Annotated in this window: 26 protein-coding genes, 1 rRNA gene and 1 riboswitch; of the genes, 21 read left to right on the top strand and 6 right to left on the bottom strand. The window is 67.9% G+C overall.

The window, feature by feature from the left end:
* Window positions 1-88 (top strand): 5S ribosomal RNA (gene rrf, locus AC0B44_RS06290); the annotation flags it as partial.
* A gap of 171 nt (window positions 89-259) precedes the next feature.
* Window positions 260-1,003, top strand: coding sequence for a carbon-nitrogen hydrolase family protein (locus tag AC0B44_RS06285; RefSeq protein WP_471902055.1), 744 nt, complete (start codon window positions 260-262; stop codon window positions 1,001-1,003).
* Between the two features lie 210 nt (window positions 1,004-1,213).
* Here the strand turns inward: AC0B44_RS06285 and AC0B44_RS06280 are convergent, their stop codons facing one another.
* Both AC0B44_RS06280 and AC0B44_RS06275 read right to left on the bottom strand, forming a co-directional pair.
* Window positions 1,214-2,554 carry a M1 family metallopeptidase gene (locus AC0B44_RS06280; RefSeq protein WP_471902078.1) on the bottom strand — a complete coding sequence of 447 codons (1,341 nt, stop codon included), beginning with the start codon at window positions 2,552-2,554 and terminating at the stop codon, window positions 1,214-1,216.
* A 5-nt stretch (window positions 2,555-2,559) separates the two neighbouring features.
* Window positions 2,560-6,465 carry a Pls/PosA family non-ribosomal peptide synthetase gene (locus tag AC0B44_RS06275; protein WP_471902054.1) on the bottom strand — a complete coding sequence of 1,302 codons (3,906 nt, stop codon included), beginning with the start codon at window positions 6,463-6,465 and terminating at the stop codon, window positions 2,560-2,562.
* A gap of 215 nt (window positions 6,466-6,680) precedes the next feature.
* A riboswitch (SAM riboswitch) is annotated at window positions 6,681-6,797 on the top strand.
* Window positions 6,798-6,866: 69 nt separating this feature from the next.
* On the opposite strand from AC0B44_RS06275, the gene AC0B44_RS06270 reads away from it, so the two are divergent.
* Together AC0B44_RS06270 and AC0B44_RS06265 are read left to right on the top strand one after the other, a co-directional pair.
* On the top strand, window positions 6,867-8,180 hold the full coding sequence (locus AC0B44_RS06270; protein WP_471902053.1) for an aminotransferase class V-fold PLP-dependent enzyme: 1,314 nt from the start codon (window positions 6,867-6,869) through the stop codon (window positions 8,178-8,180).
* A 198-nt stretch (window positions 8,181-8,378) separates the two neighbouring features.
* Complete coding sequence (locus AC0B44_RS06265; RefSeq protein WP_471902052.1) at window positions 8,379-8,969, top strand: hypothetical protein; 591 nt, start codon at window positions 8,379-8,381, stop codon at window positions 8,967-8,969.
* 59 nt (window positions 8,970-9,028) lie between these two features.
* Here the strand turns inward: AC0B44_RS06265 and AC0B44_RS06260 are convergent, their stop codons facing one another.
* The 3 genes from AC0B44_RS06260 to AC0B44_RS06250 all read right to left on the bottom strand — a co-directional run bounded on the left by AC0B44_RS06260 (window position 9,029) and on the right by AC0B44_RS06250 (window position 10,245).
* The gene (locus AC0B44_RS06260; RefSeq protein WP_471902051.1) at window positions 9,029-9,547 is read right to left on the bottom strand and encodes a winged helix-turn-helix domain-containing protein; all 519 of its coding nucleotides are present in this window, start codon (window positions 9,545-9,547) and stop codon (window positions 9,029-9,031) included.
* A gap of 103 nt (window positions 9,548-9,650) precedes the next feature.
* Entirely contained in the window at window positions 9,651-9,719 is a 69-nt protein-coding gene (locus AC0B44_RS06255; protein ID WP_471902077.1) for a putative leader peptide, read from the bottom strand.
* A 52-nt stretch (window positions 9,720-9,771) separates the two neighbouring features.
* A complete protein-coding gene (locus AC0B44_RS06250) occupies window positions 9,772-10,245 on the bottom strand; it encodes a YbaK/EbsC family protein (RefSeq protein ID WP_471902050.1) in 474 nt (157 codons plus the stop codon).
* 103 nt (window positions 10,246-10,348) lie between these two features.
* Here AC0B44_RS06250 and AC0B44_RS06245 point away from each other — a divergent pair, with 103 nt between their 5' ends.
* Window positions 10,349-11,179, top strand: a complete 831-nt coding sequence (locus tag AC0B44_RS06245) for a crotonase/enoyl-CoA hydratase family protein (RefSeq protein WP_471902049.1) — start codon at window positions 10,349-10,351, stop codon at window positions 11,177-11,179.
* Window positions 11,180-11,290: 111 nt separating this feature from the next.
* Here AC0B44_RS06245 and AC0B44_RS06240 read toward each other — a convergent pair whose 3' ends face one another.
* A complete protein-coding gene (locus tag AC0B44_RS06240; RefSeq protein WP_471902048.1) occupies window positions 11,291-11,782 on the bottom strand; it encodes an inorganic diphosphatase in 492 nt (163 codons plus the stop codon).
* Between the two features lie 166 nt (window positions 11,783-11,948).
* Between AC0B44_RS06240 and dacB the strand changes: the two genes are divergently transcribed.
* The 16 genes from dacB (at window position 11,949) to AC0B44_RS06160 (ending at window position 26,482) form a co-directional block, all read left to right on the top strand.
* Window positions 11,949-13,352 carry a D-alanyl-D-alanine carboxypeptidase/D-alanyl-D-alanine endopeptidase gene (gene dacB / locus AC0B44_RS06235; protein ID WP_471902047.1) on the top strand — a complete coding sequence of 468 codons (1,404 nt, stop codon included), beginning with the start codon at window positions 11,949-11,951 and terminating at the stop codon, window positions 13,350-13,352.
* Window positions 13,349-14,380 carry a zinc-dependent metalloprotease gene (locus AC0B44_RS06230; RefSeq protein WP_471902046.1) on the top strand — a complete coding sequence of 344 codons (1,032 nt, stop codon included), beginning with the start codon at window positions 13,349-13,351 and terminating at the stop codon, window positions 14,378-14,380. The genes dacB and AC0B44_RS06230 overlap by 4 nt, the downstream gene beginning before the upstream one ends.
* A gap of 29 nt (window positions 14,381-14,409) precedes the next feature.
* Window positions 14,410-15,399, top strand: a complete 990-nt coding sequence (gene tilS / locus AC0B44_RS06225) for a tRNA lysidine(34) synthetase TilS (RefSeq protein WP_471902076.1) — start codon at window positions 14,410-14,412, stop codon at window positions 15,397-15,399.
* A gap of 20 nt (window positions 15,400-15,419) precedes the next feature.
* Entirely contained in the window at window positions 15,420-15,974 is a 555-nt protein-coding gene (hpt, locus tag AC0B44_RS06220; RefSeq protein WP_471902045.1) for a hypoxanthine phosphoribosyltransferase, read from the top strand.
* A gap of 261 nt (window positions 15,975-16,235) precedes the next feature.
* Window positions 16,236-18,683: an ATP-dependent zinc metalloprotease FtsH gene (gene ftsH, locus AC0B44_RS06215; protein WP_471902044.1), complete on the top strand. Its 2,448-nt coding sequence runs from the start codon at window positions 16,236-16,238 to the stop codon at window positions 18,681-18,683.
* 74 nt (window positions 18,684-18,757) lie between these two features.
* Window positions 18,758-19,375, top strand: a complete 618-nt coding sequence (gene folE, locus AC0B44_RS06210; protein ID WP_072702772.1) for a GTP cyclohydrolase I FolE — start codon at window positions 18,758-18,760, stop codon at window positions 19,373-19,375.
* A gap of 32 nt (window positions 19,376-19,407) precedes the next feature.
* A complete protein-coding gene (gene folP, locus AC0B44_RS06205) occupies window positions 19,408-20,229 on the top strand; it encodes a dihydropteroate synthase (protein ID WP_471902075.1) in 822 nt (273 codons plus the stop codon).
* Window positions 20,226-20,594: a dihydroneopterin aldolase gene (gene folB, locus AC0B44_RS06200; protein ID WP_471902043.1), complete on the top strand. Its 369-nt coding sequence runs from the start codon at window positions 20,226-20,228 to the stop codon at window positions 20,592-20,594. Before folP ends, folB begins: the two co-directional genes overlap by 4 nt.
* The gene (gene folK / locus AC0B44_RS06195) at window positions 20,591-21,127 is read left to right on the top strand and encodes a 2-amino-4-hydroxy-6-hydroxymethyldihydropteridine diphosphokinase (RefSeq protein WP_471902042.1); all 537 of its coding nucleotides are present in this window, start codon (window positions 20,591-20,593) and stop codon (window positions 21,125-21,127) included. Before folB ends, folK begins: the two co-directional genes overlap by 4 nt.
* Entirely contained in the window at window positions 21,127-21,600 is a 474-nt protein-coding gene (locus AC0B44_RS06190; RefSeq protein ID WP_471902074.1) for a DUF3180 domain-containing protein, read from the top strand. Before folK ends, AC0B44_RS06190 begins: the two co-directional genes overlap by 1 nt.
* Before the next feature lie 99 nt (window positions 21,601-21,699).
* Window positions 21,700-22,608 carry a DUF6779 domain-containing protein gene (locus AC0B44_RS06185; RefSeq protein ID WP_471902041.1) on the top strand — a complete coding sequence of 303 codons (909 nt, stop codon included), beginning with the start codon at window positions 21,700-21,702 and terminating at the stop codon, window positions 22,606-22,608.
* Window positions 22,609-22,765: 157 nt separating this feature from the next.
* Complete coding sequence (locus AC0B44_RS06180) at window positions 22,766-23,701, top strand: Rossmann-like and DUF2520 domain-containing protein (protein ID WP_471902040.1); 936 nt, start codon at window positions 22,766-22,768, stop codon at window positions 23,699-23,701.
* A complete protein-coding gene (gene panC / locus AC0B44_RS06175) occupies window positions 23,694-24,632 on the top strand; it encodes a pantoate--beta-alanine ligase (protein ID WP_471902039.1) in 939 nt (312 codons plus the stop codon). Before AC0B44_RS06180 ends, panC begins: the two co-directional genes overlap by 8 nt.
* A gap of 37 nt (window positions 24,633-24,669) precedes the next feature.
* The gene (gene panD / locus AC0B44_RS06170; RefSeq protein ID WP_471902038.1) at window positions 24,670-25,107 is read left to right on the top strand and encodes an aspartate 1-decarboxylase; all 438 of its coding nucleotides are present in this window, start codon (window positions 24,670-24,672) and stop codon (window positions 25,105-25,107) included.
* 2 nt (window positions 25,108-25,109) lie between these two features.
* A complete protein-coding gene (locus AC0B44_RS06165; RefSeq protein WP_471902037.1) occupies window positions 25,110-25,940 on the top strand; it encodes a type III pantothenate kinase in 831 nt (276 codons plus the stop codon).
* 92 nt (window positions 25,941-26,032) lie between these two features.
* On the top strand, window positions 26,033-26,482 hold the full coding sequence (locus AC0B44_RS06160; RefSeq protein WP_471902036.1) for a rhodanese-like domain-containing protein: 450 nt from the start codon (window positions 26,033-26,035) through the stop codon (window positions 26,480-26,482).
* Window positions 26,483-26,517: the final 35 nt, after the last annotated feature.

Raw genomic sequence — 26,517 nt, 5'->3', positions numbered from 1 at the left:
CGGTCCCATTCCGAACCCGGAAGCTAAGCCCCATTGCGCCGATGGTACTGCACTCGTCAGGGTGTGGGAGAGTAGGACACCGCCGAACACCCGTTTGCTGGAGGCCCCCAACTTTGTTGGGGGCCTCCAGTGTTTTCTATGGACAATGTTTTTGTCGAATAGTGTTTGTCGCAAGTGAATGCGAAAAGGGGACCCCACCTGCGGGTCCCTCTTTTCGCATTTGTTGATCTTTGCCCGGTCCTCACGCAGGATGCTCGTTGTGACGAGGAAGGCCGAGTTGTTGCGCACGGCTGTCGGACAGCCGGCGGTGGTCGACGGTGACCACGTTGCGTCGGCACGGGCGCATGCAGAACTGATCCGGTCGGCTCGTGCAGACGTGATTGTGTTTCCAGAACTGTCCTTGACCGGGTATTACCTGGACGCCGCAGACGTCGAGTTGGATGGGGACGCTGTCGCGTTACTCGTCGAGGCCTGTCGATCGACCGGCTCATGCGCGTTGGTCGGTGCGTCGGTGATGGAAAAAGGTCAGCGTTTCATCGCTACGCTGCGTGTCGATGGCAATGGCGCCGGGATCGCCTATCGGAAAACGCATTTGCACGGTGACGAGAACAAGTGGTTCGTACAGGGGCCTGGTGCGTCGGCGATCGAGATCCATGGGTGGCGTATCGGTCTGGGCATCTGCAAGGACACCGGAACAGCTGAGCACATTCACGCGACCGCAGCCCTCGACATCGATCTGTACGCGTGTGGGGTGGTGCACCACCGATGGGAGTTGGCGGAACAGCAACGGCGCGCCGCCCAAATCGGTGCCACGTGCGGAGCCTATGTAGCGATGGCGAGCTTCGCCGGTGCGACCGGAGAAGGCTTTCGGGCCACGGCAGGATGTTCGATGATCGTTTCACCTGGACAACGGCTGCTGGCAGTAGCCGGTTCTCTGCCCGGCGATTACGCCACAAGGGTGTTGTCCGAGTCGGCCCTTCGGGACCGAACCAGACGGGTGTGAATTCTCAACGGGTGTGAATTCGAGGTGGATCGAAGCCGGCCCGCGGAAGATGTACGCAGGCTCATACGTGAAGTGACGATCGTCGGCCGTCCCGTGTTTCTCTTCGGAGGTTGTCGCGGCCCAAGCGGAATACCCGGGGGTCCGGGAGCCGCTGCGGGTCGCGATTGCCGGCGGGTAGCGACACCGTCATCGGGGTCCCCGCGCTACCCGTCAGGATCCGGGTAGCGGAGGAAGTGCCTCCTGGCCCAGCCATGCGTCCCACAGGGGCCGCAGAGACGTCTCCGAGAACCGCGTGGCGAGATCCTTGAACTGTGCCGTCGTGACATTGGAATGGCGGTAGTCCGACGTCCACGTCCGGAGCAGCGTGAAGAAGGCTTCGTCGCCGAGGGCGAGGCGAAGGGCGTGGAGGGTCAGCGCACCGCGCTTGTAGATCCGGTCGTCGAACATGTCCGCCGCGCCCGGATCCTCGAGAAGGATGTCCTGCGGCTTACGCGACAGGCCGCGATGGGCTTCTGCGGCGAGAGCGCGGGCGGTCGGCCCGCCGGAATTCTCCGACCACAACCATTCCGCGTAGCACGCGAAACCTTCGTGGAGCCAGATGTCGCACCAGCGCGACAAGGTCAGGCTGTTCCCGAACCACTGGTGGGCCAATTCGTGTGCGACGAGCCGTTCTTCGGTCCGGTGGCCATCGCAGAAGTTCGCGCCGAACGTCGACAGGCCCTGCGCTTCGATGGGGATCTCGAGGTCGTCGTCCGTCACCAGCGCCGTGTAGTGCGCGAACGGGTACGGGCCGAACAGCCGCGCGAACAGCTCGAGCATCTCGGCTTGCCGCCCGAAGTCCTTGTCGAACGCGTCGCGCAGACGTGGCGGATGCACCGCGTACTGCGGCACCGGCGACGACGCGACCTGGCGGATCTCGTAATGACCGATCTGCACGGTCGCCAGATAGGTCGCCATCGGCTCGGGCTGTTCGTACACCCAGGTTGTCCGGCTGGATTTCGTCGTCCTGTGTACGAGTGTCCCGTTGGCGATCGCCTGGAACGGCGCGTCCGTGGTGATCGAGATGCGGTAGGTGGCCTTCGATCCGGGATGGTCGTCGCAGGGGAACCACGACGGAGCGCCGTTCGGCTGGCTTGCGACCAGCGAACCCTCCTCGAGTTCCTCCCAGCCGACCTCACCCCACATGGTGCGCAGCGGCGTAGGGGTGCCGGCGTACTGCACCGAGATCGTCAGCACCGCGCCCGCGGGGATCACGTCGGCGGGCGTGACGGCGAGTTTGCCGTTGCGGTGGACGTACTTCGCGGGCCGCCGTCCGTTTACCGTCACCTTGGACACGCGCATCGACGCCGCGAGGTCGAGTGCGAACTTCCCGCGCACATCGGTCGTGGTCGCGATGATCACGGCCCGGCCTTCCAGCCTGTTGGCCATGACCCGGTAGCCGAGTTCGAGTTCGTACCGGGACACGCGGTAGCCACGGTTGCCGCTGGTCGGCAGGTACGGGTCGAGGGGGCGGTCAGCGGCGACGGGAGGCACCGGCTTCGCGGCCTTGATCGGCTTCACCGCGGCGACCAATCACCCGGGGAGGTCCACGCCGAAATCGGATTGCCCTGCCAGCGGGTCGAGGGCGGTACGACGTCGCCCCGCATCACGAGAGATGCGGGCCCGACAGTGGCGCCGTCACCGATCCCCGATGCGGGCAACGCGACACACTGGGGGCCGAGAGTGGCGCCCACGCCGAGAGTCACGGTGTCCATGGCCATGATCCGATCATGGAACAAGTGTGTCTGTACAACGCAGCCGCGTTCGACCGTCGCGCCGTCGCCCAAAGTCACGAGATCCGCTTCGGGCAACCAGTAGCTTTCGCACCAGACACCGCGGCCGATCGTCGAGCCGAGCGCGCGCAGCCACAGGTTCGTGGCGGCGGTGCCCGTCGCCGCCCGGGCGAACCAGGGGGCCGCGACGGTCTCGACGAACGTGTCGGACACTTCGTTGCGCCACACGAACGAACTCCACAGCGGGTGCTCGTCGCGCCCGATACGACCGACGATCAGCCATTTCGCCACGATCGTGATCAGGCACGCGACCGCACCGGCTGCCATCAGCACCACACCGCCGAGAAGGGCGGCGAACCAGTAGCCGATGTGCGACGCGAACGTGTTGAGGGTGAACAGCACTCCCAACCCGATCCCGAAAGTCACGATCATCGGTACGAGCCGGCACGTCTCGACCAGACCGCGTGCGATCCGCAGTCGGGGTGAAGGTGCGAAGGTGCGGCTCGAGTCGGCGTCGCCCGCTGCGCGGCGCAAACGCACCGGCGGACTACCGAGCCAGGAGGAACCGGATTTCGCCTTCTCGGGTGCGGCGGAGAGCACCGCGACAAGACCGTGTTTCGGGACGCGACGGCCGGGCGCTGCCATCCCGGAATTGCCCAGGAATGCCCGCTTGCCGACCTTTGCGTGCGAGATGTAGAGCCAGCCGCCCCCGAGTTCGTAGGACGCGACCATCGTGTCGTCTGCGAGGAAGGCACCGTCGGCGACCTTGGTGAACTTGGGCACCATGAGCACTGTCGACGCCTCGACGTCCTTGCCGATATCGGCGCCGAGAAGCCGGAGCCACACGGGGGTGAGCATCGACGCATACAGGGGGAACAGGAAGGTGCGCGACGAGTCCATCAGACGTTCGGTGGCCCACACTTGCCACCCCACCCGGCTCCGGACCGGATGCCATCCCTCCGTCATCCGGATCGACAGCAGTCGCACGGCGATCAGGGTGGTCAGTGCGAACACGAGCATCGTGAGCAGCGCCGCGGCCGGGAGCATCGTCAGTGACCGGGGGGCGGCCTCCGCGACGGTGGCGGTGTCGCGTACCCACCACACGAGCAGCGCGACACCTGCCGCGATCGATGCGATCGGTAAGCCGCCGAGGAGGACGGAGGTCAAGGCGTAGACCGGAATCCAGCGGGCTCCCCTCGGTGGTGCCTCGGACGGCCAGGGACGGTCGGCCTTGCCGATCTTCTTCGCCGGCGATCCTGCCCAGTGCTGGCCGGACTTCACGCGTCCGAACACCGCCGAACCGGCCTCGACCTCGGCGTTCTTGCCGATACGGGCACCGGGGGCCAGGAACGAGCGGGCACCGACCGCGGCGCCGGCACCCACCCGGATCGTGCCGATGTGCACGAGATCGCCGTCGACCCAGTGGCCCGACAGATCGACCTCGGGTTCGATCGAGCAACCGTCGCCGAGTTCGAGCATCCCGGTGACCGGAGGAAGGCTGTGCAGGTCGACGTCGCGCCCCACCTTCGCTCCCAGAGCGCGAGCGTAGTTCCGCATCCACGGGGCACCGGAGATGTTCGTCGCCCCGACAGCGTCGGACAGTCGCAGCGCCGTCCACAACCGCAGGTGCACGGAACCGCCTCGCGGGTAACTCCCCGGCGTCACCCCCCGCAGGAGCAGTCGCGCGCCCGCCACGGAGATGGCCATGCGCCCCGGCGGGGTCAGGAACAGTGCCGCACCGAGCGCGGTCGACCACCACGACGGCGTGACCGTCCACGGCACGTCGACGACCAGCGTGATGACACCGTTGAGGATCGCGAGCCAGGTGACCCACTGCAGGCCGGTGAGCGTCATCAGCGGTACGGTCGCGACGATCTGCGCCAACTGTGCGCGGCGGGGTACCGGCGTGACCACCCGTTGCGTGGCTGCGGTGGTCGGTGCGAGTTCGTCGAGATAGACGGCCAGCGATCCGAGGCGCGGCCGGTCGTACAACTGTGCCACCGTCATCTCGGGATACCGCGCGCGAATGGCGGTGACGAGCTGAGCGGCGGCGAGCGAACCGCCTCCGAGTTCGAAGAAGTCGTCGTCGAGACCCTCGATCCGCGCACCGAGAATGTCGGTCCACAGTCCGGCGAGCCACTCAGCGGTGGGATCGAGCCCGAGGGCATCGATCGAGTCGGAGTCGGCGCCGGGAAGCGGCCACGGGAGGGCATTGCGGTCGACCTTCCCCGACGTTCGCGTGGGGAGTTCGTCGACCAGAGCGAGGCGGGGCACGAGCGCGGCGGGAAGCTGTTCCGAGAGCAGATCGTGCGCGGACGCGAGATCGAACTCGGGGTCCGTCGACGCGAGGTAGCCGACGAGAACCGAATGCCCGGCCGCGGTCGTGCGCACGGCGCACGCCGCCCCCGCGACACCCGGAAGACTCTGGAGGGCGTTGTCGACCTCGCCGAGTTCGATGCGGCGTCCCCCGATCTTGACCTGGTCGTCGGCGCGGCCCTGGAACAGCAGACCCCGCCGGTCGAGTACCACGAGATCGCCGCTGCGGTAAGCACGTTTCCATCCGAGAGTGGGCATGGGAGCGTACTTTTCGGCATCCTTCTCCGGGTCGAGATAGCGCGCGAGACCCACTCCGCCGATGACCAGTTCGCCGCTCTCACCCTCGGCGACCGGGTTGCCATCGGCGTCGACGACGGCGAGATCCCAGCCGTCGAGGGGCAGACCGATGCGCACCGGACCCGTGCCATCCATGAGGGCGGCGCAGGCGACGACGGTGGCTTCGGTCGGGCCGTAGGTGTTCCACAATTCCCGTCCCGGTACCGCGAGTCGCTCGACGAGGTCGGGCGGACACGATTCGCCGCCGAAGATGAGCAGGCGCACCGCTTCCAGAGATTCGGCCGGCCACATGGCAGCGAGGGTGGGGACGGTGGACACGACGCTGATGTCACGGGATATCAACCACGGTCCGAGGTCCATCCCGGACCGGACCAGTGAGCGAGGAGCGGGCACGAGGCACGCGCCGTGGCGCCACGCGAGCCACATCTCCTCACACGACGCGTCGAAGGCGACCGACAATCCGGCCAGCACCCGGTCGCCGGGACCGAGCGGCACATCCCGGCAGAACAATCGTGCTTCGGCGTCGACGAAAGCGGCGGCGTTGCGATGGTCGACCGCCACACCTTTCGGGGTCCCGGTCGATCCCGACGTGAAGATGATCCACGCGTCGTCCTCGAGGTTCGGCCCCCGCAGCGGCGGGTCGGTCCGGAAGGGCGCGGTACCGGGGCCGATGCCCTCATCGGTGACGATCGCGGTGACCTTCGCCTCGGAGAAGACCAGGTCGGCGCGTTCGTCCGGGTCGTCTGCATCGACGGGAACGTATGCCGCGCCGGCCGCGAGGATCGCCAGGATTGTCACGTACAGGTCGGCCCGGCCGGACGTCATCCGGACCCCGACTCGATCTCCTGCTCCGACGCCGGCATCGATGAGCGCATACGCGCCCACCCTTACCTTCTCGACGAGTTCCCCGTAGCCGATGGGGCTCGTTCCGTCGTCGATCGCGGGCGCGTCGGGGAAAGCCTCGGCGGTCGCGCGAAGGATGTCGACGAGGGTGCGAGCCTGCGGTGCGTGCGACGCGCGAAGAAACTCCGCGGGAATCGCAGAACCGAGGTGTTCAGCGGGGAGGTGGGCAGGCAAGTCCGCGTCGTCCTTCTACTCGATGGTGCTCCGGTTATCTCACGTTCAAGTGGACACGAGGTGAACGTCGGGGCGCAGCGCCGACCCGGTGTGTCGCACCCGGTCCGAGTGAGCGCCCGTGTTCCGGCAGGTCGGAGGCGTCGACGGGTGTCGCCGCGACCGGCGGTACGCATCCGGGTTGACACGTGACCGTCCGGCTGCAATTCTCTTCGGCAGGTCATGAGTACCAGCATCGAGCCCCGGCTTGCTGGTCGGCAACCCTCCTCCGCGGTGGGGTGCTCCGGGTGACGACCTGGCTGTGTTTCCAACACCGGACACGGCAAGCGCGGACTCCGCCGGCGATCGATTTCCATCGTCGTGGCGATCACCGACGGGTCCCTGGATCGACGAGGGATTTTGTCATGACTGCTGTATCGACCACCGCCTGCATCGCGCCGTTCGCTCGCGTCTCCGGATGTGACGTGCAGGTGCCGCTCGTGCAGGGCGGTAGCTGCACCTACGCCAACTTCGACTATGCCGCGAGCGCACCGGCGCTGGCCACCGTCACGGACCGCATCGCCGAGTTGCTGCCGTACTACGCGAGTGTGCATCGTGGCGCGGGATACGCCTCGCGTGTTAGCACCGCGAGCTACGAAGATGCGCGAGAGTCGGTGGCGCGCTTCGTCGGTGCCGATGCCGACCAGGTGGTCGTGTTCACCCGCAACACCACCGACTCCCTGAATCTGCTGGCGGGTGCGGTCCCCGGCGATGTGGTGGTACTCGACATCGAACATCACGCAACGCTGCTGCCGTGGAAGAACTCTCGCGTCGTGGTGGCTGCCGATACCGTCTCGGAGACGGTGCAGCGTCTCGCTGCCGAGTTGACCCGGGCGCCGGCGGCTCTGCTTGCCGTCACCGGTGCCTCCAACGTCACCGGTGAGGTGCTGCCGATCGCCGAACTCGCGACTCTTGCTCATGCGTGCGGTGCGCGGATTCTCGTCGACGGTGCGCAGTTGGTGCCGCACCGCCACGTCGACCTCGCCGCCGACGGCATCGACTACCTCGCGTTCTCCGGCCACAAGCTCTATGCACCGTTCGGGGCGGGTGCGCTCGTCGGGCGCCGTGACTGGCTCGACACCGCCGAGCCCTACCTGGCCGGCGGCGGCGCGGTACGCGAGGTGACTCTCGACGGTGCCGAATGGGCCTGTGCCCCTGCGCGTCACGAGGCAGGAACGCCGAATGTGCTCGGGGTTGCGGCTCTGGCCGCGGCGTGCGACACCCTCGGCGGGTTCGATACCGACGCCGCGACCCGGCACGAGGAGGAGCTGTGCCGCCTGCTCGTCGACGGGCTGAGCAGCCTCGAGGGCGTCGAGATCCTGAAGCTCTGGGGCGATTCGAGCGACTGCGTCGGCATCGTGACCTTCACCGTCGACGGATACGAACCGGGGGAGGTGGCGTCGTACCTCTCGGCGGAACACGGTATCGGTGTGCGCGACGGGCGTTTCTGCGCGCATCCGTTGCTGGCCCGCGTAGGCCGTCCGGGTGGCGCCGTGCGGGCGTCGCTGGGGCTGGGTAGCTCGTCGGCGGATGTCGACCGGCTTCTCGCCGCGCTGCACACCCTGATCGCCGACGGGCCCGCGTGGGCCCACGCGAAGACCGACGGTGTGTGGAGCCCCGCGCCGGAAACCCGTCCCGGGCTCGCTCAGTCGGGAGAGGGTGCGTCGCAATGCATCTGACGGCGAACGCAGCGGTCGACAATTCCCCACCGGCTCGGTAGGGTACTCGCCATGACCTCGGAGGCGACGACCATGGCGCACTGGTGCCGCAGGCATGTCGACCTGTGCCGCACGGCCTCCGGCACCTGTCCGGCCTGAGTTCTCTCCGCACGCTTTCTTCAGCTGCTGCCGCTTACGGCAGATTACGAGAGGTCTCTCATGTCGCACAACGATTCTGCCAACCCGGACTCCTCCCAGCGGTTACTGCGCGTGGCCGTCGAACTGTCCGGCCGGCCCGGGCCCGATTACTGGGCCGACCTCACCGTCGGCCGTCCGGGCGAACCGCCCCTCGATCCGGCCGCGCCGTCCGGCAACGTGATTCGGGTTCGCGCCGCAGACCTGCGGGAAGCAGGGAAGATTCGCGATCGGATCCGCATCGAGGCCGTCTCGGAGGGCCGCGACCCCGATGCGGTGACGGTGCTCGTCGATCTCGAGGTGCTCGTCGACCCCGATGCACGTGCCGCACGTCGGCACGCTCGCATCGAGGGGACTGCTCGCCGGGAACCGGGCACGCTGTCGTATGTGGGTACACCCGAGGGACTCGGGAGCCTCATCGCGGACATCCACTCCGTCGGGGTGGCGGACGGCGTCACGCTCGTACCCGTGCCCGCACCGTTCACCGTCGAGCATCTCGTCGACGGCACGCTTCCGTGGCTCGAATCGCGTGGACTTCTGACTGTCTCACCGACCGTCGTCGAGGTTCTGCGCCGATTCGGCGAAGGTGCGCGGCCCGCTGCGCGAGCGTCGTAGCGCAAAGGCCTGGTGGCGAGACGAAGGGGCAGGAGATTCCTCCTGCCCCTTCGTTTTTGCTATGCGCTCCTCCGGTGGAGGGGCTCGACGACGTGCACGCGCGCGTCCGGGTCGAACCGGTATCCGGCTCCGCGCACCGTCGTGACGATGTCGCCGAATCGGCCGAGCTTCGACCGGATGCGCGAGACGTGCACGTCGACGCTCCGGTTGCCGCGCTCGGGATCGATGTATCCGGCGCCGAGGGTGCGCAGGGTCGAGCGCGGAACTGCCGTGCGGGGTCGCCCGACAAGGTAGGAGAAGATCTCGAATTCGGTGTGGCTCAGTTCTACTCGGCGTCCGTCGAGCACCAGGCCGCGAGCGGGGAGGTCCACTACGAGTGGCGCGGGTCCGGGGCTGAGGAGAGTGTGGGTACGCGCACCCGGGAGAAGCCCGGTCGCGGTCTCGCGGAGGGCGTCGGCGAGTGCCGCGAGATCGCCGGGGTTGACGGCGCCCGTGTCCGAAACCTGAACAATCAGAACGAGTTCCGGTTCATCGGCTTCGAGGGTGTTACGTGTGCGTTCGAGATGGTCGGTGGTCATGAAGGACTCCGCTCGGAGAATGGGTGTACCGGCGGTGCCGCGTGCCGTGGATGCGACGAATGACGGTCGGGGCGCCGGGAAAGAAGGAGGGCTGGTGCGTATCTCAGCGCGCACAGAGACTCGAGCGGGTGCGGCACAGGTCGACGTGCCTGCGGCTCCACGCTTCGGTCATGAGTCGAAGTGTACCGTGCCGGGCGCGCTGCACGGTATCGGACGACAGGGGGTCAGTCCACATCGACGTCGATGCCCGCGGTGACGCGCATCAATTCGCGATAAGTAGTGCGGAACAACGTATTCGCGCAGCCGCCCGCAGCCCACAGTTCGGCGTGGTCCTGCAGAGAGCGGTCGATGTAGGTCGGCAGGTTGGTGAAATGACCGAGTGGGGCGACGCCGCCGACGGGCTGACCGGTGACCTCGACGACCAGCGACCTGGGCGCCGGGACGAGCGTGCCGCCGAGGCGCTCGCCCGTCCGGTCGAGCACTACCCGATGTGCCCCGGATACGAGCAAGAGAATCGGGTCGTCGTCGAGAAGGAACACCAGTGACTTCACGATGGCCGCCGGGTCCGCGCCCACCGCCGCGGCGGCCTGTTCCGCGGTCCGCACGGAGTCGGGTTGCCGGATGATGAGCCCGTGGTGTCCGCGGGCGATGAGCGTGTCGGCTACGCGGGCCACGTTGGGGTGCCAGAACCTGCTCATGGGTCAAGAGTAGGACCTGCCCACGTGCGGCGAATACACGAAACGCCCGCCTACTTTCGGCCCGGTCGCTGTGCTGGTCGACGACAGACATTACTCTCGAGTAATGACCGATCACACCAGTTGGAAAGCGTTCACCGTCGAGCGTAAGGACCATGTCGCCCAGGTCACGCTCATCGGGCCCGGCAAAGGCAACGCGATGGGCCCGGACCTCTGGTCCGAACTGCCCGTTCTGTTCGCAGAACTCGACGCCGATCCCGACGTGCGGGCCGTGGTGCTCGCCGGCTCGGGCAAGCATTTCACGTTCGGTCTCGACCTCGTCGCGATGGGCGGTGACCTCGCGGCCGTTCTCGACGAGGGAGCACGTGCCAAGGCGCGCACCGACTTCCACGGGATGGTCAAGCGCATGCAGGCCGCCATCACGGCGGTTGCCGACTGCCGCAAGCCGGTTGTCGCCGCGATCCAGGGGTGGTGCATCGGCGGCGGTGTCGACCTCGTTACCGCAGCCGACATCCGCTACGCGAGTGCGGACGCCAAGTTCAGCGTCCGCGAAGTGAAGGTCGGCATGGTGGCAGACGTCGGCACCCTGGCGCGGTTGCCGTACATCATCGGCGACGGGCACGTCCGCGAACTCGCTCTCACGGGCAAGGACATCGACGCCGCGCGCGCCGAGAAGATCGGGCTCGTCAACGATGTCTTCGCCGACGCGGAGGCCGTTCTGGCCGCGGCCCACGAGACCGCCGCCGAGATCGCCGCGAACCCGCCGCTGGTCGTCCACGGCATCAAGGATGTGCTCGACCACAGCCGTTCCGCACAGGTCGACGACAGCCTTCGCTATGTCGCCGCCTGGAACGCTGCGTTCCTGCCGTCCGAGGACCTCGGCGAAGCGATCAAGGCGGTCTTCGAGAAGCGTCCGCCGCAGTTCAAGGGCCGGTGACGGCCGTCCGGTAGACACCGGCACCACCGAAACGACGAACTCCCGGCCGATCCGAGGATCGACCGGGAGTTCGTGTCGGCACCGGCGCGCTGCCGGACCCAGATGGCGGACTCAGTGCCCGCCGTTGTCCTTCAGCCGTGCGATGGAGGCGTGCACCTCGGCCTCGGCGTCCTCGCGGCCCGTCCAATCGGCGGCCTCGACGTGCTTGCCCGGCTCGAGATCCTTGTAGTGCACGAAAAAGTGCTTGATCGCATCGAGTTCGAACTGCGGGACGTCGCCGATGTCCTGGATGTGATCCCACCGCGGGTCGCCCGCGGGAACCGCGAGCACCTTGTCGTCGCCACCGGCCTCGTCGACCATCTTGAACATGCCGACGGGGCGGGCGTCGACGATGACGCCGGGGTACACGGACTCGGGGAGCAGCACCAGGCAGTCGAGCGGATCACCGTCTTCACCGAGGGTGTTCTCGATGTACCCGTAATCGGCCGGGTACCCGAACGAGGTGTAGAGGTAGCGGTCGAGCTTGACGCGGCCGGTCTCGTGATCGACCTCGTACTTGTTCCGCTGTCCCTTGGGGATCTCGATGGTGACCTCGAACTCCACGCGCTTGCCTCACTTCGTCGGTGTTTTCGCTCGCGATACGACATCCGTATCTGCGGTGATGGTCCGGAGAAAGGATAACGGGCGCGGCGCTAGTCTGGACGACGCAGGTACCGGACCACGAAGGCGGCCACCAGGGCGCGAGTGTGCACGACACAGCGGAGGCGTGTTGGCGGGGCAGGAAAACAACAAGAAGCAGGGTTCGTTGGTCATACGTCGGCGCCGGAACATCCGGATCCTGTTCGCCATCTGGACGGCCGGTTTCCTCGCCCTCGTCGTCGGAGGCGCGTTCGCCGTCTACGACGTGCGCACCACGGCGAGCGCCACGATCGTCCCGGCCCCCGCACCGGTGATCGCAGATCCGCTGGTTGCACCCGTGGCAGAAGACGCGCCGGCACCGGTCCCCGCAGCATTGGCCACGGCGCTCGAAGGCGCGGTGAAGAACCCGGCGCTCGGCACCTTCACCGGATCGGTCACCGACGCGGCCACCGGGACCGTCCTGTGGTCGCAGGAACCCGAGCGGCCTATGACCCCCGCATCGACCACGAAGATCCTCACCACGGCGGCCGCGCTGCTCGGCCTGCCCAGCGACCACCGCGTCACCACCCGGGTGGTCGAGGGGTCGCGGCCCGGTGAGATCGTCCTCGTCGCCGGCGGCGACCCGACGCTCACCGCTATGCCCGTCGGCGAAGACGGTTTCTACCCGGGTGGCCCGCGTATCGCCGACCTCGCGGAACAGATCCAGCGCAGCGGCGTGGCGGTCGATGCCGTCGTCGTCGACGTCGGGATCTACAGCGGCGAGACGCTCGCTGTCGGCTGGGATGCCTCCGACGTGGGCGACGGATTCGTCGCGCCCATCGAACCGGTGATGCTCGACGGAGGCCGGTTGCGACCGCTCGAGGACGAATCCCCCCGTTCGGGCACACCCGCCCTCGATGCCGGGCGAGCACTTGCCGATGCCCTCGGCGCCGATCCCGCGAACGTCACCATCGGCACCGCCTCGCCGGGCACCGCGCCGATGGCGTCGGTTCAGTCCGCACCGCTCCGGACGCGTCTGGAACAGATGGTGCAGCACTCCGACAACGTGCTCGCCGAAACCATCGCACGGGAGATGGCCATCTCCGCGGGCACCGCACCCACCTTCGCCGGTGCGGTCGAAACCGTCACCCGCACGCTGCAGGACGCCGGAATCGACACCGCGGGAGTCACGCTCGAGGACCTGAGCGGTCTGTCCCTGGACAACCGCATCCCGGCGCGGGTACTCGACGCGATCCTCGCGCGCGCGGCCGGTCCGGACACCCCCGCGTTGCGCCCGATGCTCGACTACCTGCCGGTCGCGGGTGCCACCGGCACCCTCAGCGACCGTTACGGCACCACCGCGCGGGCCGGGGCCGGGTGGGTTCGCGCGAAAACGGGCACACTGAGTCTTGTGAGCGGGCTTACGGGATATGTCGTGGACGTCGACGGACGGGTGCTGACGTTTGCGCTCCTGTCCAACGACAGGTTCCCCGGTGAGGCACGACCGGCGCTGGACGAAGTCGCCGCGGTACTCCGAGGGTGCGGCTGCCGATGAGTGAGCAGGAGCGGGGCATCGGCGACGCGATCGACTGGGAGTTCGCGGCGGTCGTCGGTGCCCGGCTCGCTCGTCCCGGTCCCGCGATGTCGCGCTACACCCACGACGCCGTGACCGAGGAACTGTATTCGGCTGCCGAGCGCGCCGAAGGACCGGTGCGCGAGCAGACGGGGATGGGCGACGGAACGCCGCCACCGCCGGCGCTCGTGGTGAGCCGTCCCGACTGGGTGCGCGCCGCGGCCGGGTCGATGGCCGATCTCACCGGATCCGACCACAGCGGGCGGTGGCTCGGTAAACCGGCGGGTGCACAAGCGGGCGCGATGCTCGCGTATCTCGCCTCGGCCGTCCTGGGTCAGTACGACCCCTTCTCACGCACGCTCCTGCTCGTCGCACCCAACGTCGTCGCCGTCGAGCGCGTCCTGAAGGTGCCGCCGTCGGACTTCCGTCTGTGGGTGTGCCTGCACGAAGTCACCCACCGGGTCCAGTTCGAACAGGCCCCGTGGATGGCCGACCTCATGCGCGACTCCACAGCCGATCTCACGGCAGCGGTGGACGAACCGATCGGTGAGGTCGTGAGCAGATTCGTGGCGGCGGCCCGCGACCTGCGCACACCCGGGGAGAAGTCGATGTCGCAGCGCGGAATGCTGGGACTGCTGCGTGCCACCCAACCCGAAGCGCAACGCGAAACCCTCGACCGCATGCTCGCGCTCGGCACACTGCTCGAGGGGCATGCCGATCACGTCATGGACGGAGTCGGACCCTCGGTCGTGCCGTCGGTGGTGCAGATCCGCCGCGCCTTCGACAATCGGCGCCGCCGCAACGGCAACCCGATCCACCGCATGATCCGGGTGCTGCTCGGGGTGGACGCGAAGATGGCGCAGTACGTGCACGGCAAGAAGTTCGTGGACGCGGTCGTCGCAAAGGTGGGCATGGCGCAGTTCAACGCGGTGTGGTCCGGCCCCGACGCGTTGCCGACGCTCACGGAGATCGACCATCCCGACGCGTGGATCGCCCGGGTGCTGGGCTGACCGTGCCGCAGGCTCCGTTGCTGCCCGAGATGCCCGCCATCCACGAGGTCCGGTTGGCCGTGCGTGCCTGGTTGTCGGCAAACGACGTGCGGACGGTGGCGGTCGCGCTGTCCGGCGGCGCCGATTCCGCCGCCCTCACCGCCGCGGCGGTGGCCGAGGCCGACGAGGTCCACGCGATCGTCGTCGATCATCGTCTGCAGGAAGGCTCTTCGAGAGTTGCCGCGAGTGCCGCGGATTTCGCACGGGCGCGCGGATGCTCTTCCGCCCGGGTGGTCGCGGTGGACGTGACCGGCCCCGGCGGCCTCGAGGCCGCCGCTCGCGCCGCCCGGTACGGGGCGCTCGACGAGGCGCGCGGCGGGTTGCCGGTGCTGCTCGGCCACACCCTCGACGACCAGGCCGAGACCGTGCTGCTCGGTCTGGCTCGCGGCTCGGGCCTGCGCTCGATCCGCGGAATGGCATCGTTCGACGACCCGTGGGGGAGACCGCTCCTCGGCGTGCGGCGCGACACCACGCGACGCGCGTGCGGCGAACTGGGGTACCGCCCCTACGAGGATCCGCACAACGCCGATCCGCGATTCACCCGGGTCCGGCTGCGGACCGAGGCACTCCCTCTGCTGGAGGAGATCCTCGGTGGGGGAGTCGCCGCCGCGCTCGCGCGCACGGCCGCACAACTGCGGGACGACGGGGACGCGCTCGACACCGCGGCCGTCGATCTCCTCGGCCGTGCCACCGCCGCGTGCGCGTCCACGGCGGAGGGTGATGTGGATGTGACGGTACTCACCGATGCGCCGCCCGCACTGCGCCGCCGCGCGGTTCGGCTGTGGCTCCTCGGGAGGGGTGCGTCGGCGCCGAACGACAAGTCGCTGCGCGCAATCGACGATCTGGTGGTCCGCTGGCACGGGCAGGGCCCGGTCGCTGTGGGGCGTGGTCCGCGACCGGGGACCAGGTTGGTCGTGTTGCGTCGGCGTGGCACGCTGAGTATGGAGTTCGTCGACCAGCAGCGGTGCGCGGACGACTGACGGAAGGTGGGTAGGACCCGGTGTACGAAGGTGACATTGCCTCGGTGCTGATCTCCGAGGAGCAGATCGCAGAGCGGACGGCCGAACTGGCGGCTTCGATCGCGGAGCGATACCCCGAGGGATCGCCGGAAGGCGACCTGTTGCTCATCGGTGTGCTCAAGGGCGCGATCTTCTTCATGACCGATTTCGCTCGGGCGCTGCCGATTCCGGCGCAGATGGAATTCATGGCCGTCAGCTCGTACGGTTCGTCGACCTCGTCCTCGGGCGTGGTGCGCATCCTCAAGGACCTCGACAAGGACATCGCCGGTCGCAACGTCCTGATCGTCGAGGACATCATCGACTCGGGTCTGACCCTGTCCTGGCTCATCCGCAACCTGTCGACGCGCAACCCCGCGTCGCTCGAGGTGGTGACCCTGCTGCGCAAGCCCGACGCCCAGAAGATCGACGTCGAGGTCAAGGACGTCGGATTCGACATCCCCAACGAGTTCGTCGTCGGTTACGGCCTCGACTACGACGAGCGCTACCGGGACCTGCCGTACATCGGCACGCTCCACCCCAAGGTGTACAGCAGCTAGAAACCGGTCGTACGGGACAACTGCACATCATGCTGTGAGCTGCGCACAGCTCGCTGCGGGCGGGAACTCGCCGCGGCACCGGTTCGTTGTCCGTTGGAACGGTCTGCTGCGACTGGGCGGCGGTTCGTCGTCACGCGGTAACCTTGCGGTGCCCGGTTGGTCACCGCATACAGACGCCGCAACCGCACCCGGGCGTAGCGCCCTCGACACGACACCGATGACGTCACTATCGAAAGGACCGGCCGGCCGGGCCGAACCTGTATGAACCGCAAGACAGTGTTCCGTAATCTGGCGATTGTCGCCGGCATCCTGTTGGTCATCTACGCCTTCAGCTATTTCGGCGACGACACGCGCGGCTTCACCAAGGTGGACACGTCTGTCGCCATCTCGCAGCTCGAGGCGAAGAACGTCAGCGAGGCGCGCATCGACGACCGTGAGCAGCAGCTTCGTCTGTGGCTCAACAACGGCGACGACGCGACCGAGGGCAGCACCGAGATCATCGCGAAGTACCCGGCGTCGGCGTCCGAGCAGATCTTCGATCTGATCGGTGACTCCGGCGTTCCGAAGTACAACACGCAGGTCACCCAGGAAAGCTGGCTCACCTCGATCCTGTTGTTCGTGGTGCCGATGGCGATCTTGCTCGTGGTCTTCTTCCTCGTCATGAGCCGCATGCAGGGCGGTGGTCGCGGCGGCATGATGGGATTCGGCAAGTCCCGTGCCAAGCAGCTGACCAAGGACATGCCCAAGACGACGTTCAACGACGTCGCGGGTGCGAACGAGGCGGTCGAAGAGCTCTACGAGATCAAGGACTTCCTGCAGAACCCGAGCCGGTACCAGGCTCTCGGCGCCAAGATCCCCAAGGGCGTGCTGCTGTACGGCCCTCCCGGCACGGGTAAGACGCTGCTCGCGCGCGCTGTCGCGGGCGAAGCGGGCGTGCCGTTCTTCACGATCTCCGGTTCCGACTTCGTCGAGATGTTCGTCGGTGTCGGCGCATCCCGCGTGCGCGACCTGTTCGAGCAGGCCAAGCAGAACGCGCCCTGCATCATCTTCGTCGACGAGATCGACGCCGTCGGCCGTCAGCGCGGTGCGGGCCTCGGCGGTGGCCACGACGAGCGCGAACAGACACTCAACCAGCTTCTCGTGGAGATGGACGGCTTCGGCGACCGCTCCGGCATCATCGTCATGGCTGCCACCAACCGGCCCGACATCCTCGACCCCGCGTTGCTGCGGCCCGGACGCTTCGACCGCCAGATCCCGGTGAGCAATCCGGATCTCGCCGGTCGCCGCGCGATCCTCGCAGTGCACTCCAAGGGCAAGCCGATCGACCCGAACGCCGACCTCGGCGGTCTCGCCAAGCGCACCGTGGGCATGTCCGGTGCCGACCTGGCGAACGTCGTGAACGAGGCAGCGCTGCTTACCGCCCGCGAGAACGGCACGGTCATCACCGAGGCCACCCTCGAGGAGGCGGTGGACCGTGTGATCGGTGGACCGCGTCGCAAGAGCCGCATCATCAGCGAATACGAAAAGAAGATCACCGCGTACCACGAGGGCGGTCACACCCTCGCCGCGTGGGCGATGCCCGACATCGAGCCGGTGTACAAGGTCACGATCCTCGCGCGTGGTCGCACGGGCGGACACGCCATGACCGTGCCCGAGGACGACAAGGGCCTGATGACCCGGTCCGAGATGATCGCGCGCCTGGTCATGGCGATGGGTGGCCGCGCAGCCGAAGAACTGATCTTCCGCGAGCCCACCACCGGTGCTTCGTCGGACATCGATCAGGCGACGAAGATCGCGCGTGCGATGGTCACCGAGTACGGCATGAGCGCGAAGCTCGGTGCCGTGCACTACGGACAGGAACAGGGCGACCCGTTCCTCGGCCGGTCCATGGGGACGCAGACGGACTACTCGCACGAGGTGGCCCGGGAGATCGACGAAGAGGTTCGCAATCTCATCGAGGCTGCGCACACCGAAGCATGGTCGATTCTCAACGAGTACCGCGACGTACTCGACGTGCTCGCCGCCGAGTTGCTCGAGCACGAGACGCTCACGCGCAAGGACCTCGAGCGGATCCTCGCCGACGTCCACAAGCGCCCGCGCATCACCACGTTCAACGATTTCGGTGATCGCATCCCGTCCGACAAGCCGCCGATCAAGACTCCGCGCGAGCTCGCAGAAGAGCGTGGCGAGCCGTGGCCGGCAGAGCAGCCGAACCTGACGAAGCCGCCGCAGCAGCCCCAGCAGCCTCAGCCGCAGCATTCCGGCCCCGGCAACGGCAGGCCGCAGCACGGCGACGACCGGCAGCCCGGCATGCCGCAGCCGCAGTACCCGGGTGCGCCGCAGCAGGAGCAGCCGCGGTACCCCGGTGCCCAGCCGGCCCAGCCGCAGTACCAGCCGTCGGGACCCGGCAACGGGTACGGCGCTCCGCAGCCGATTCCGTCGTCCGAGCCGCTGCCCGGCTTCCCGCCGGCGCCGTACCCGGGCGGCCCCCGTCACGCGACCCGGCCCGACTACGGTGCTCCGGCAGGATGGTCGGCCCCGGGCTGGCCGCCGGAGGAACAGCAGGACGAGCGCGGGACCTTCCGGGGTGGCTACCCCGACTGGACCCGAACGGGCTCCGAGAACTCCGATGAACCACGGGACGAGGGGCACCCCGCCCCCGAACCGCCACCCACCCAGCCGTGGGATGGGCCGTCCGGCCAGCGTTGAGACGACGAGCAACTTCAAGAGTGGAGGACTGGCGGGTGTCGGTTGATCACGTGAGTACCGCAGCGGGTTCCGGTATGGACGACGACGACGTGGTGTCGCAGACGCTGAGCGTGGAGGCGGGCCGGGTCTTCGACCAGGCCCGGGCGGAAGCCGCCGTACGCGAACTGCTCATCGCAGTCGGCGAGGACCCCGAGCGCGAGGGTCTACGCGACACCCCGGCGCGGGTCGCACGGGCATACCGTGAGGTCTTCGCGGGTCTGTTCACCAACCCCGACGAGGTTCTCAACACGACGTTCGACGAGGGGCATCGCGAACTCGTGCTCGTGCGCGACATCCCGATGTACTCGACGTGTGAGCACCACCTGGTCTCGTTCCACGGTGTCGCGCACGTCGGCTACATTCCCGGCCCGACCGGTCGAGTGACCGGCCTGTCCAAACTGGCGCGCGTGGTCGACCTCTACGCGAAGCGCCCGCAGGTGCAGGAACGACTCACCAGTCAGATCGCCGACGCGCTGGTCCGCAAACTCGAACCGCGCGGCGTGATCGTCGTCGTCGAGGCAGAACACCTCTGCATGGCGATGCGGGGGATCCGGAAGCCGGGTGCCAGCACGACCACCTCGGCCGTGCGTGGCCTGCTCCAGACCAGTTCGGCGTCGCGCGCCGAGGCCCTGGACCTCATCCTGCGCCGGTGAGCGTCATTTCGGCGGAACACCGGCCCATCGTCATGGGCGTACTCAACGTGACCAGCGATTCGTTCTCGGACGGCGGACGCTATCTCGACCGCGACTCCGCGATCGCCCGGGGACTCGAACTCCGTGAACTCGGTGTCGACATCGTCGATGTCGGCGGCGAATCGACGCGCCCCGGTGCGGTGCGGATCGATCCCGAGGTCGAGGCGGATCGGGTCACGCCGGTCATCGAGGCTCTCACGGCCGAAGGGGTCCGCACGAGCGTCGACACGATGCGCGCGTCGGTCGCCGAAGCCGCGATCTCGGCGGGCGTGACGATCGTCAACGACGTGTCCGGTGGACGCGCCGACAGCGACATGGCGTCGGTGGTCGCGTCGGCAGGTGTGCCGTGGATCCTCATGCACTGGCGGCCCACGGACGGATTCGTCCACGCGGGGGGTTCGTCGCACTACGACGACGTGGTCGCCGAGGTACGCGACGAACTGCTCACCCAGGTCGACGTCGCTGTCGCCGCAGGTGTGGACCCTTCGAACATCATCCTCGATCCCGGACTCGGGTTCGTGAAGGAACCCGACCACAACTGGCAGTTGCTGCACGGACTGCCGGAACTCAATGCACTCGGTTTCCCTGTGCTGATCGGTGCCTCCCGCAAACGGTTCCTCGGATCCCTGCTGGCGGCCCCCGACGGCACTGTGCGTCCACCCGCGGGTCGTGAGGTCGCGACGGCCGTGGTGTCGGCGCTCGCCGCGACCCACGGGGCGTGGGGGGTGCGTGTGCACGACGTGCAGGCGTCGCGCGACGCGCTGGCGGTGGTTCGGGCATGGCAGCGGGGCGGGGCGGAGAGGATGCACGTATGAGCGACCGGATCGAACTGCGCGGACTACGGGTCCGCGGCAATCACGGCGTGTTCGACCACGAGAAGCGCGACGGGCAGGATTTCCTCGTCGACATCATCGCCTGGCTCGATCTTGCGCCCGCTGCGGCGAGCGATGATCTGAGCGACACCCTGCACTACGGTGAGCTCGCCGAACGCGCCGCCGCCGTCGTTGCGGGTCCGGGCCGCGATCTCATCGAGACGGTGGCCGGGGAGATCGCCGACGGCGTCCTCGCCGATCCGCGGGTGTCGCGGGTCGAGGTCACTTTGCACAAGCCGTCGGCGCCGATTCCCCTGACGTTCTCGGATGTCGCCGTCGTGGTCGATCGGACCCGGAGCGCACCGTGAGCCGGGCCGTGCTCTCGATCGGATCCAATGTCGGCGACCGCGTCGCGCACCTGCGGTCCGTGGTCGAGGCGCTCGGATCGCGCGTTGTCGCCGTCTCCGCGGTGTATTCGACGGCGCCGTGGGGCGGGGTCGAGCAGCAGGATTTCCTCAACGCGGTGGTCGTCGCGGAAGACGCGGCTTTCGGGCCGTACGAGTGGTTGCGCTTCGGCCGGGAACTCGAAGAGGCCGCCGAGCGGGTGCGCCTCGAGCGGTGGGGTCCGCGCAGTCTCGACGTGGACGTCGTCTCCTGCGATGCCGGCGACGGGGAAGTGCGCAGCGACGACCCGGAGTTGACGTTGCCGCACCCGCGCGCGCACCAGCGTGCGTTCGTGCTCGTGCCGTGGCTCGATGTAGATCCCGAGGCGACGCTCACCGCAGCGGGAGAGACGCGACGGATCGGCGACTGGCTCGCGGACCTGGACGTGGCGGAGCGTGACGGTGTGAGCCGCACGGATCTGGACTTGGCAACCGCCGGCGCGGGGGATCACGAGTGATGAAACCGACCCGGGTTCGCGACCTGCTGGCGCTGGCATTGCTGGCGGCGGTGATCGCCTGGCTGCTGGTCCGCACTCTGTACGGCTCGCTGCCGGCGATCCCCGTGTACGCCGGGGCGTCGCTGTACGTGGCGGCGATCATCGAAGTGATCCTGGCGTTCGTCATCCGCTCCCGGGTCGGCAAGAGCGAGATCGGTGAGGGACCCGGCCGGATCCACCCGATCACCGTCGCCCGATCGGTCGCGCTGGCGAAGGCGTCGGCGCTCGTCGGAGCCGCGAGCACAGGTGTCTGGGTCGGGTTCCTCGTCTTCCTGCTTCCCGAGCGAGCCGAGGTGCGGGCCGCGATGGAGGACACCTCCGGAGCGGTCGTCGGGGCCGTTGCCGGTGTGGCTCTTGTGGCTGCTGCGCTGTGGCTCGAATACTGTTGCAAGGCACCGGAGGACCCCGACGATCCCAGCGAACCCGCGGCCTGAGCGGGGCCGCGACCGGACCGTCCGTGCGGCCGAACGGTTTTCGTCCGCGCAGGTGGGGCTTCGACCGTCCTACCTGGGAAGACACGTACCCTGGTAAGTATGGTTTCCCCGGGACGAGAGAACAGAAATCGTCGTCCGTGGCGCAGTACCGGATCGACGATCGTGGCCGGTTTGCTCGCGTTGGCCATGGTCGCGTCGCTGCTGCTGGTCCTCAGTGACAGCGTGCAGGCATTGCGTATCGCGGTGGTCGTGGCGTTGTGGGCAGCGACCGTCGGAGCTATCGCGATGACCAAATATCGACGCGAGTCGGCGCTGGACAAGGCCAAGATCGACGACCTCAAGACGGTCTACGACCTCCAACTGGAACGCGAGATCTCCGCGCGCCGCGAGTACGAACTGACGGTCGAGGAACGGGTCCGGTCCGACCTTCGTATCGACGCCGAGGAGATGGCGGCGCTGCGACGGGAACTCGCGTCGCTTCGGCACAATCTCGAGGTGCTGTTCGACGGTCGTCTGCCCGACGACAACGTGGCCCTCGGAGGGCAAGCCGAACGCGTTAGCGCACTGGACGCCATGACACGCGTCACCGCGCCGCGTCCGTCGGGCCCGGCGTTCGCCTCGCCCGACGACGAACCGCTGACGGCGGAAACCACGACCGTCTCGCCCGAGGAACGCGCCGCCGCGCGGGAGACGCCTGCCGAAACCCGTGTCTCCGACGCCCGTGCTTCCGAAACTCGAGCGTCCGAAAACCGAGCGTCCGAAACCCGCGACGCTCGGACCCGCGCGTCCGAACGCCGTGTCTTCGGAAGCCCTGTCCCCGAAGCACCTGCTCCCCGGAGTTCAGCACCCGAAAGCCCAGCACCCGAAAGCCCAGCACCCGAGAACCCGGCAGACGAGACGCCCGCGGAGGCTCCCTCCGGACGCCGCAGTCGTCGCCGCGCGGAAGGTGCCCACTCGGAGGGGCGGAGCGTTGCGGAGATCCTCGCCGCGCTCTCGGCCGAACGCTGATCCTGCTCCGCCACAGCACCTGCCGTACCGCCTGCTCACCGGCGGGTGAGGTGCAGATCACTCTCGCCCGTCGTGGCGGGTGCCGAGCGCAGCGCGCTATTGTCGATCGAACGTCCGGTACCCGCTGAGCGGGACTGGAACGAATGAGAGGACTCCCGTGACTTCCTTCGGGATCACAAATGCGCCTGCGCCTGCCCGACTGTCGGTCGGTGTTGTTTCCGCAGGTCGCGTGGGCACCGCGCTGGGTGCGGCGTTCGAACGTGTCGGCCATGTCGTCGTCGCCTGTTCGGCGGTGTCCGACGTCTCGAAGCATCGCGCGAGCATCCGCCTGCCCGATTCCGAGATCCTGCCGGTCGACGAGGTCGCCGGCCGCTGCAACCTGCTTCTCCTCGCGGTTCCCGACTCCGAACTCGGATCGCTCGTCGCCGGATTGGCGACGACCGGGGCGGTCAAGCCGGGCACGATCGTCCTGCACGTCTCCGGTGCACACGGCATCGGCATTCTTGCGCCACTCGCCGAACTGGGTGCGGTGCCGCTCGCGGTACACCCCGCGATGACCTTCACCGGACACGACGAGGACACCTCGCGTCTGGCGTCGACGTGCTTCGGAATCACCGCCGCCGACGAGATCGGTTACGCCATCGCGCAGGCGCTGGTCCTCGAGATCGGTGGCGAACCGGTGCGGGTGTCCGAGCAGATGCGCCCGCTCTACCACGCAGCGCTCGCCCACGGCAGCAACCATCTGGTCACCTTGGTCGCCGACGCGCTCGAAGCATTACGGGTCGCGCTCGCCGGCGAGGAATTGCTCGGCCAGCAACTCGTCGACGGTGCGCCCGGTGGAGTCGCCGAACGAGTCCTCCAACCACTGCTCACCGCTGCCCTGGACAACGTGTTGCGACGGGGACCGTCCGCACTCACCGGTCCGGTTGCGCGCGGAGATGCGGAGACGGTCGCCAAGCACCTCGAGGTGCTCGAGGACGCCGATCCGCAGATAGCGGCGGGTTATCGCGCTTTGTCGTTGCGATCTGCGCAGCGAACCGGTTCGAAGCCGGAACTGATGGAAATTCTCGAAAGGGCTGATCACGGTGAGTGAAGCACGACAGGGCGGTTACGTGCGTGGAGAGACCACCGTGCACCACGAACCCGAGGGCCTGCGGAAGGTCACCAGGGCGCTGCGCAGCGTCGGCCGCACGGTCGCACTCGTACCCACGATGGGAGCCCTGCATTCCGGGCACTTGGAGTTGGTGCAGCAGGCGAAGCTGACGGGCGCGGTCGTGGTCGTCTCCATCTTCGTCAATCCCCTCCAGTTCGGCCCCGGTGAGGATCTCGACGCGTACCCCCGGACCCTCGACGCAGATCTCGAGCTGCTCCGTGAGGCCGGTGTGGAGCTGGTGTTCGCGCCGTCGGCTGCGGCGATGTACCCGAACGGACCGCGCACCACCGTCCACCCGGGTCCGCTCGGTGCCGAACTCGAAGGCGCCGTGCGCCCGGGCCACTTCGCAGGCATGCTCACCGTCGTCGCCAAGCTGCTGCAGATCGTCGCACCCAACTCCGCCTACTTCGGGGAGAAGGATTACCAGCAACTCGCCTTGATCCGGCAGATGGTCACCGACCTGAACTTCGACGTCCGCATCCTGGGCGTGCCGACCGTTCGCGAGGCCGACGGGCTCGCCCTGTCCTCGCGCAACCGCTACCTCTCGCCGGAACAGCGCGAGATCGCGACCACACTGTCGGCAGCGCTCGTCGCCGGAGCGCATGCGGCCGCCGGCGGCCCGGACGCCATCCTGGCGGCAGCGCGTGACGTGCTCGCCTCCGCTCCCGAAATCGAGGTGGACTACCTCGAGGTACGCGGCGCCGACCTCGGACCCGCACCCGAACGAGGCGACGGCCGGTTGCTCGTCGCTGCACGACTCGGTACCACCCGCCTGATCGACAACGTCGGGGTCGCAGTGGGTACCGGATTCCTCGAACGCGCGGTCGGTCAGGTCGATCCCACCGTCGCCGACGACCTGTTGACCCGCTGACCGAGTTCGCGAAACGAGAAGGAAACCGAGGACGAACATGTTCCGCACCATGATGAAGTCGAAGATCCACCGCGCCACGGTGACCCACGCGGATCTGCACTACGTCGGTTCCGTGACCGTCGATCAGGATCTGATGGACGCCGCGGACCTGCTCGAGGGTGAACAGGTCTGCATCGTCGACATCGACAACGGCAATCGGCTCGAGACATACGTCATCGCCGGTGAACGCGGGTCGGGCGTGATCGGAATCAACGGTGCCGCAGCACGTCTCGTCAGCCCGGGCGATCTCGTCATCCTCATCGCCTACGGCGTGATGAACGAGCAGGAGTGCAAGGACTACAGCCCGAGCGTCGTGTTCGTCGACGCCGACAACCGCCCGGTCGAACTCGGTAACGATCCGGCGCACGCCCCCGAGGGATCCGGTCTCATCACTCCCCGGATGCTGTCCACACTCGACGCACCGTCCCTGGTGTAGACATGCTCCTCGCCGTCGACGTCCGGAACACCAACATCGTTCTGGGCGTCTTCACGGGCAGTGGAACGCATTCGAAGTTGCTGTGCGACCGTCGAGTTCGCACCGACCCGAGAATGACGGCAGACGAACTGGCACTCCTCTTCCGCGGCCTGCTCGGAGACGACGTGGACCGGATCACCGGCGTCGCCGCGTTGTCCACCGTCCCGTCGGTCCTGCGTGAGCTGAGGATCATGCTCGGCCGGTACTGGTCGGAGGTGCCGCACGTGGTCGTCGAACCCGGGGTACGGACCGGGGTGCCGTTGCTTGTCGACAACCCCAAGGAAGTCGGCGCGGACCGGATCGTCAACAGCCTTGCGGCCCATCACTTCTACGGGTCCCCGTGCGTCATCGTGGATTTCGGCACCTCGACGTGTGTCGACGTGGTGTCGGCCAAGGGAGAGTTCCTCGGGGGTGCCATCGCGCCCGGCGTGGAAATCGCGATGGACGCGCTGGCATCGCAGTCGGCGGCGCTCCGGAAGGTCGAGTTGATCAGGCCCCGCGGCGTTCTCGGCAAGAACACCGTCGAATGCATGCAGTCCGGTGCCGTCTTCGGTTTCGCCGGCATGGTCGACGGTCTGGTGCGGCGGGTCTGCGCGGAAGTACCGGGCTTCGGGGCCGAGGACGTCGCGGTGATCGGTACCGGCGACAGCGCACCGCTGATCATGCCCGAATCCCGCACCCTCGAGCATCACGAACCCGACCTCACCCTCGAAGGGCTGCGTCTGGTCTTCGAACGGAACCAGGTGAGACGCGCTACACGTGCCACGGGTTCCGCAGGACGCGGTTCTGTGTAAAGATGCTTTCGTGATCCGCTGCATGAGCGCCCAGGAGTGTTGTCGAGGCTGACGCCTGCCTCGACTGTCGACACTTTCCTGGGAGATCTCTCATGCGCGCTGCGCTTCTCGATTCTGTTTTTCTGTCCTCCGCTCCGGTCGCTCGTCACCCACTGGCCGTCGAGCGCACCTACCCGAGTGAACTCGCCGCTGCGGTCGCCCGCGGTGCCGTCGTCGTCGACATCCGCGAGAGCGGTGAGCGAGCCGTACAGGGCACGTTGCCCGGCGCGCTGGCGATCGGTGCCGAACTCCTGCCCGCGCGCCTTGATCCCACGCATCCGGAACGCCTCGCGCTGGCCACCGACCGCGACAGGGAATGGATCCTCGTGTCCGCCCACGGCGGTGAAACGCAACGCGTCGTCCGTGACCTGCACCGACGTGGGCTGCGCCGCGTGACGACGCTCGTGGGCGGTTACGCCGCCGTCAAGTCGGCAGATCTCGTCGACGCCGTGACCGCGGCACAGCACGTCGCCGAAGACGTGGCGCGGGTCACCGCGCACTGATGCTTGTGCATCCGCTGCGGTAGCTGGGGGATTAT

Source organism: Rhodococcus sp. NPDC019050, assembly GCF_055664235.1.
This window is presented reverse-complemented; position numbering and strand designations above follow the sequence as displayed.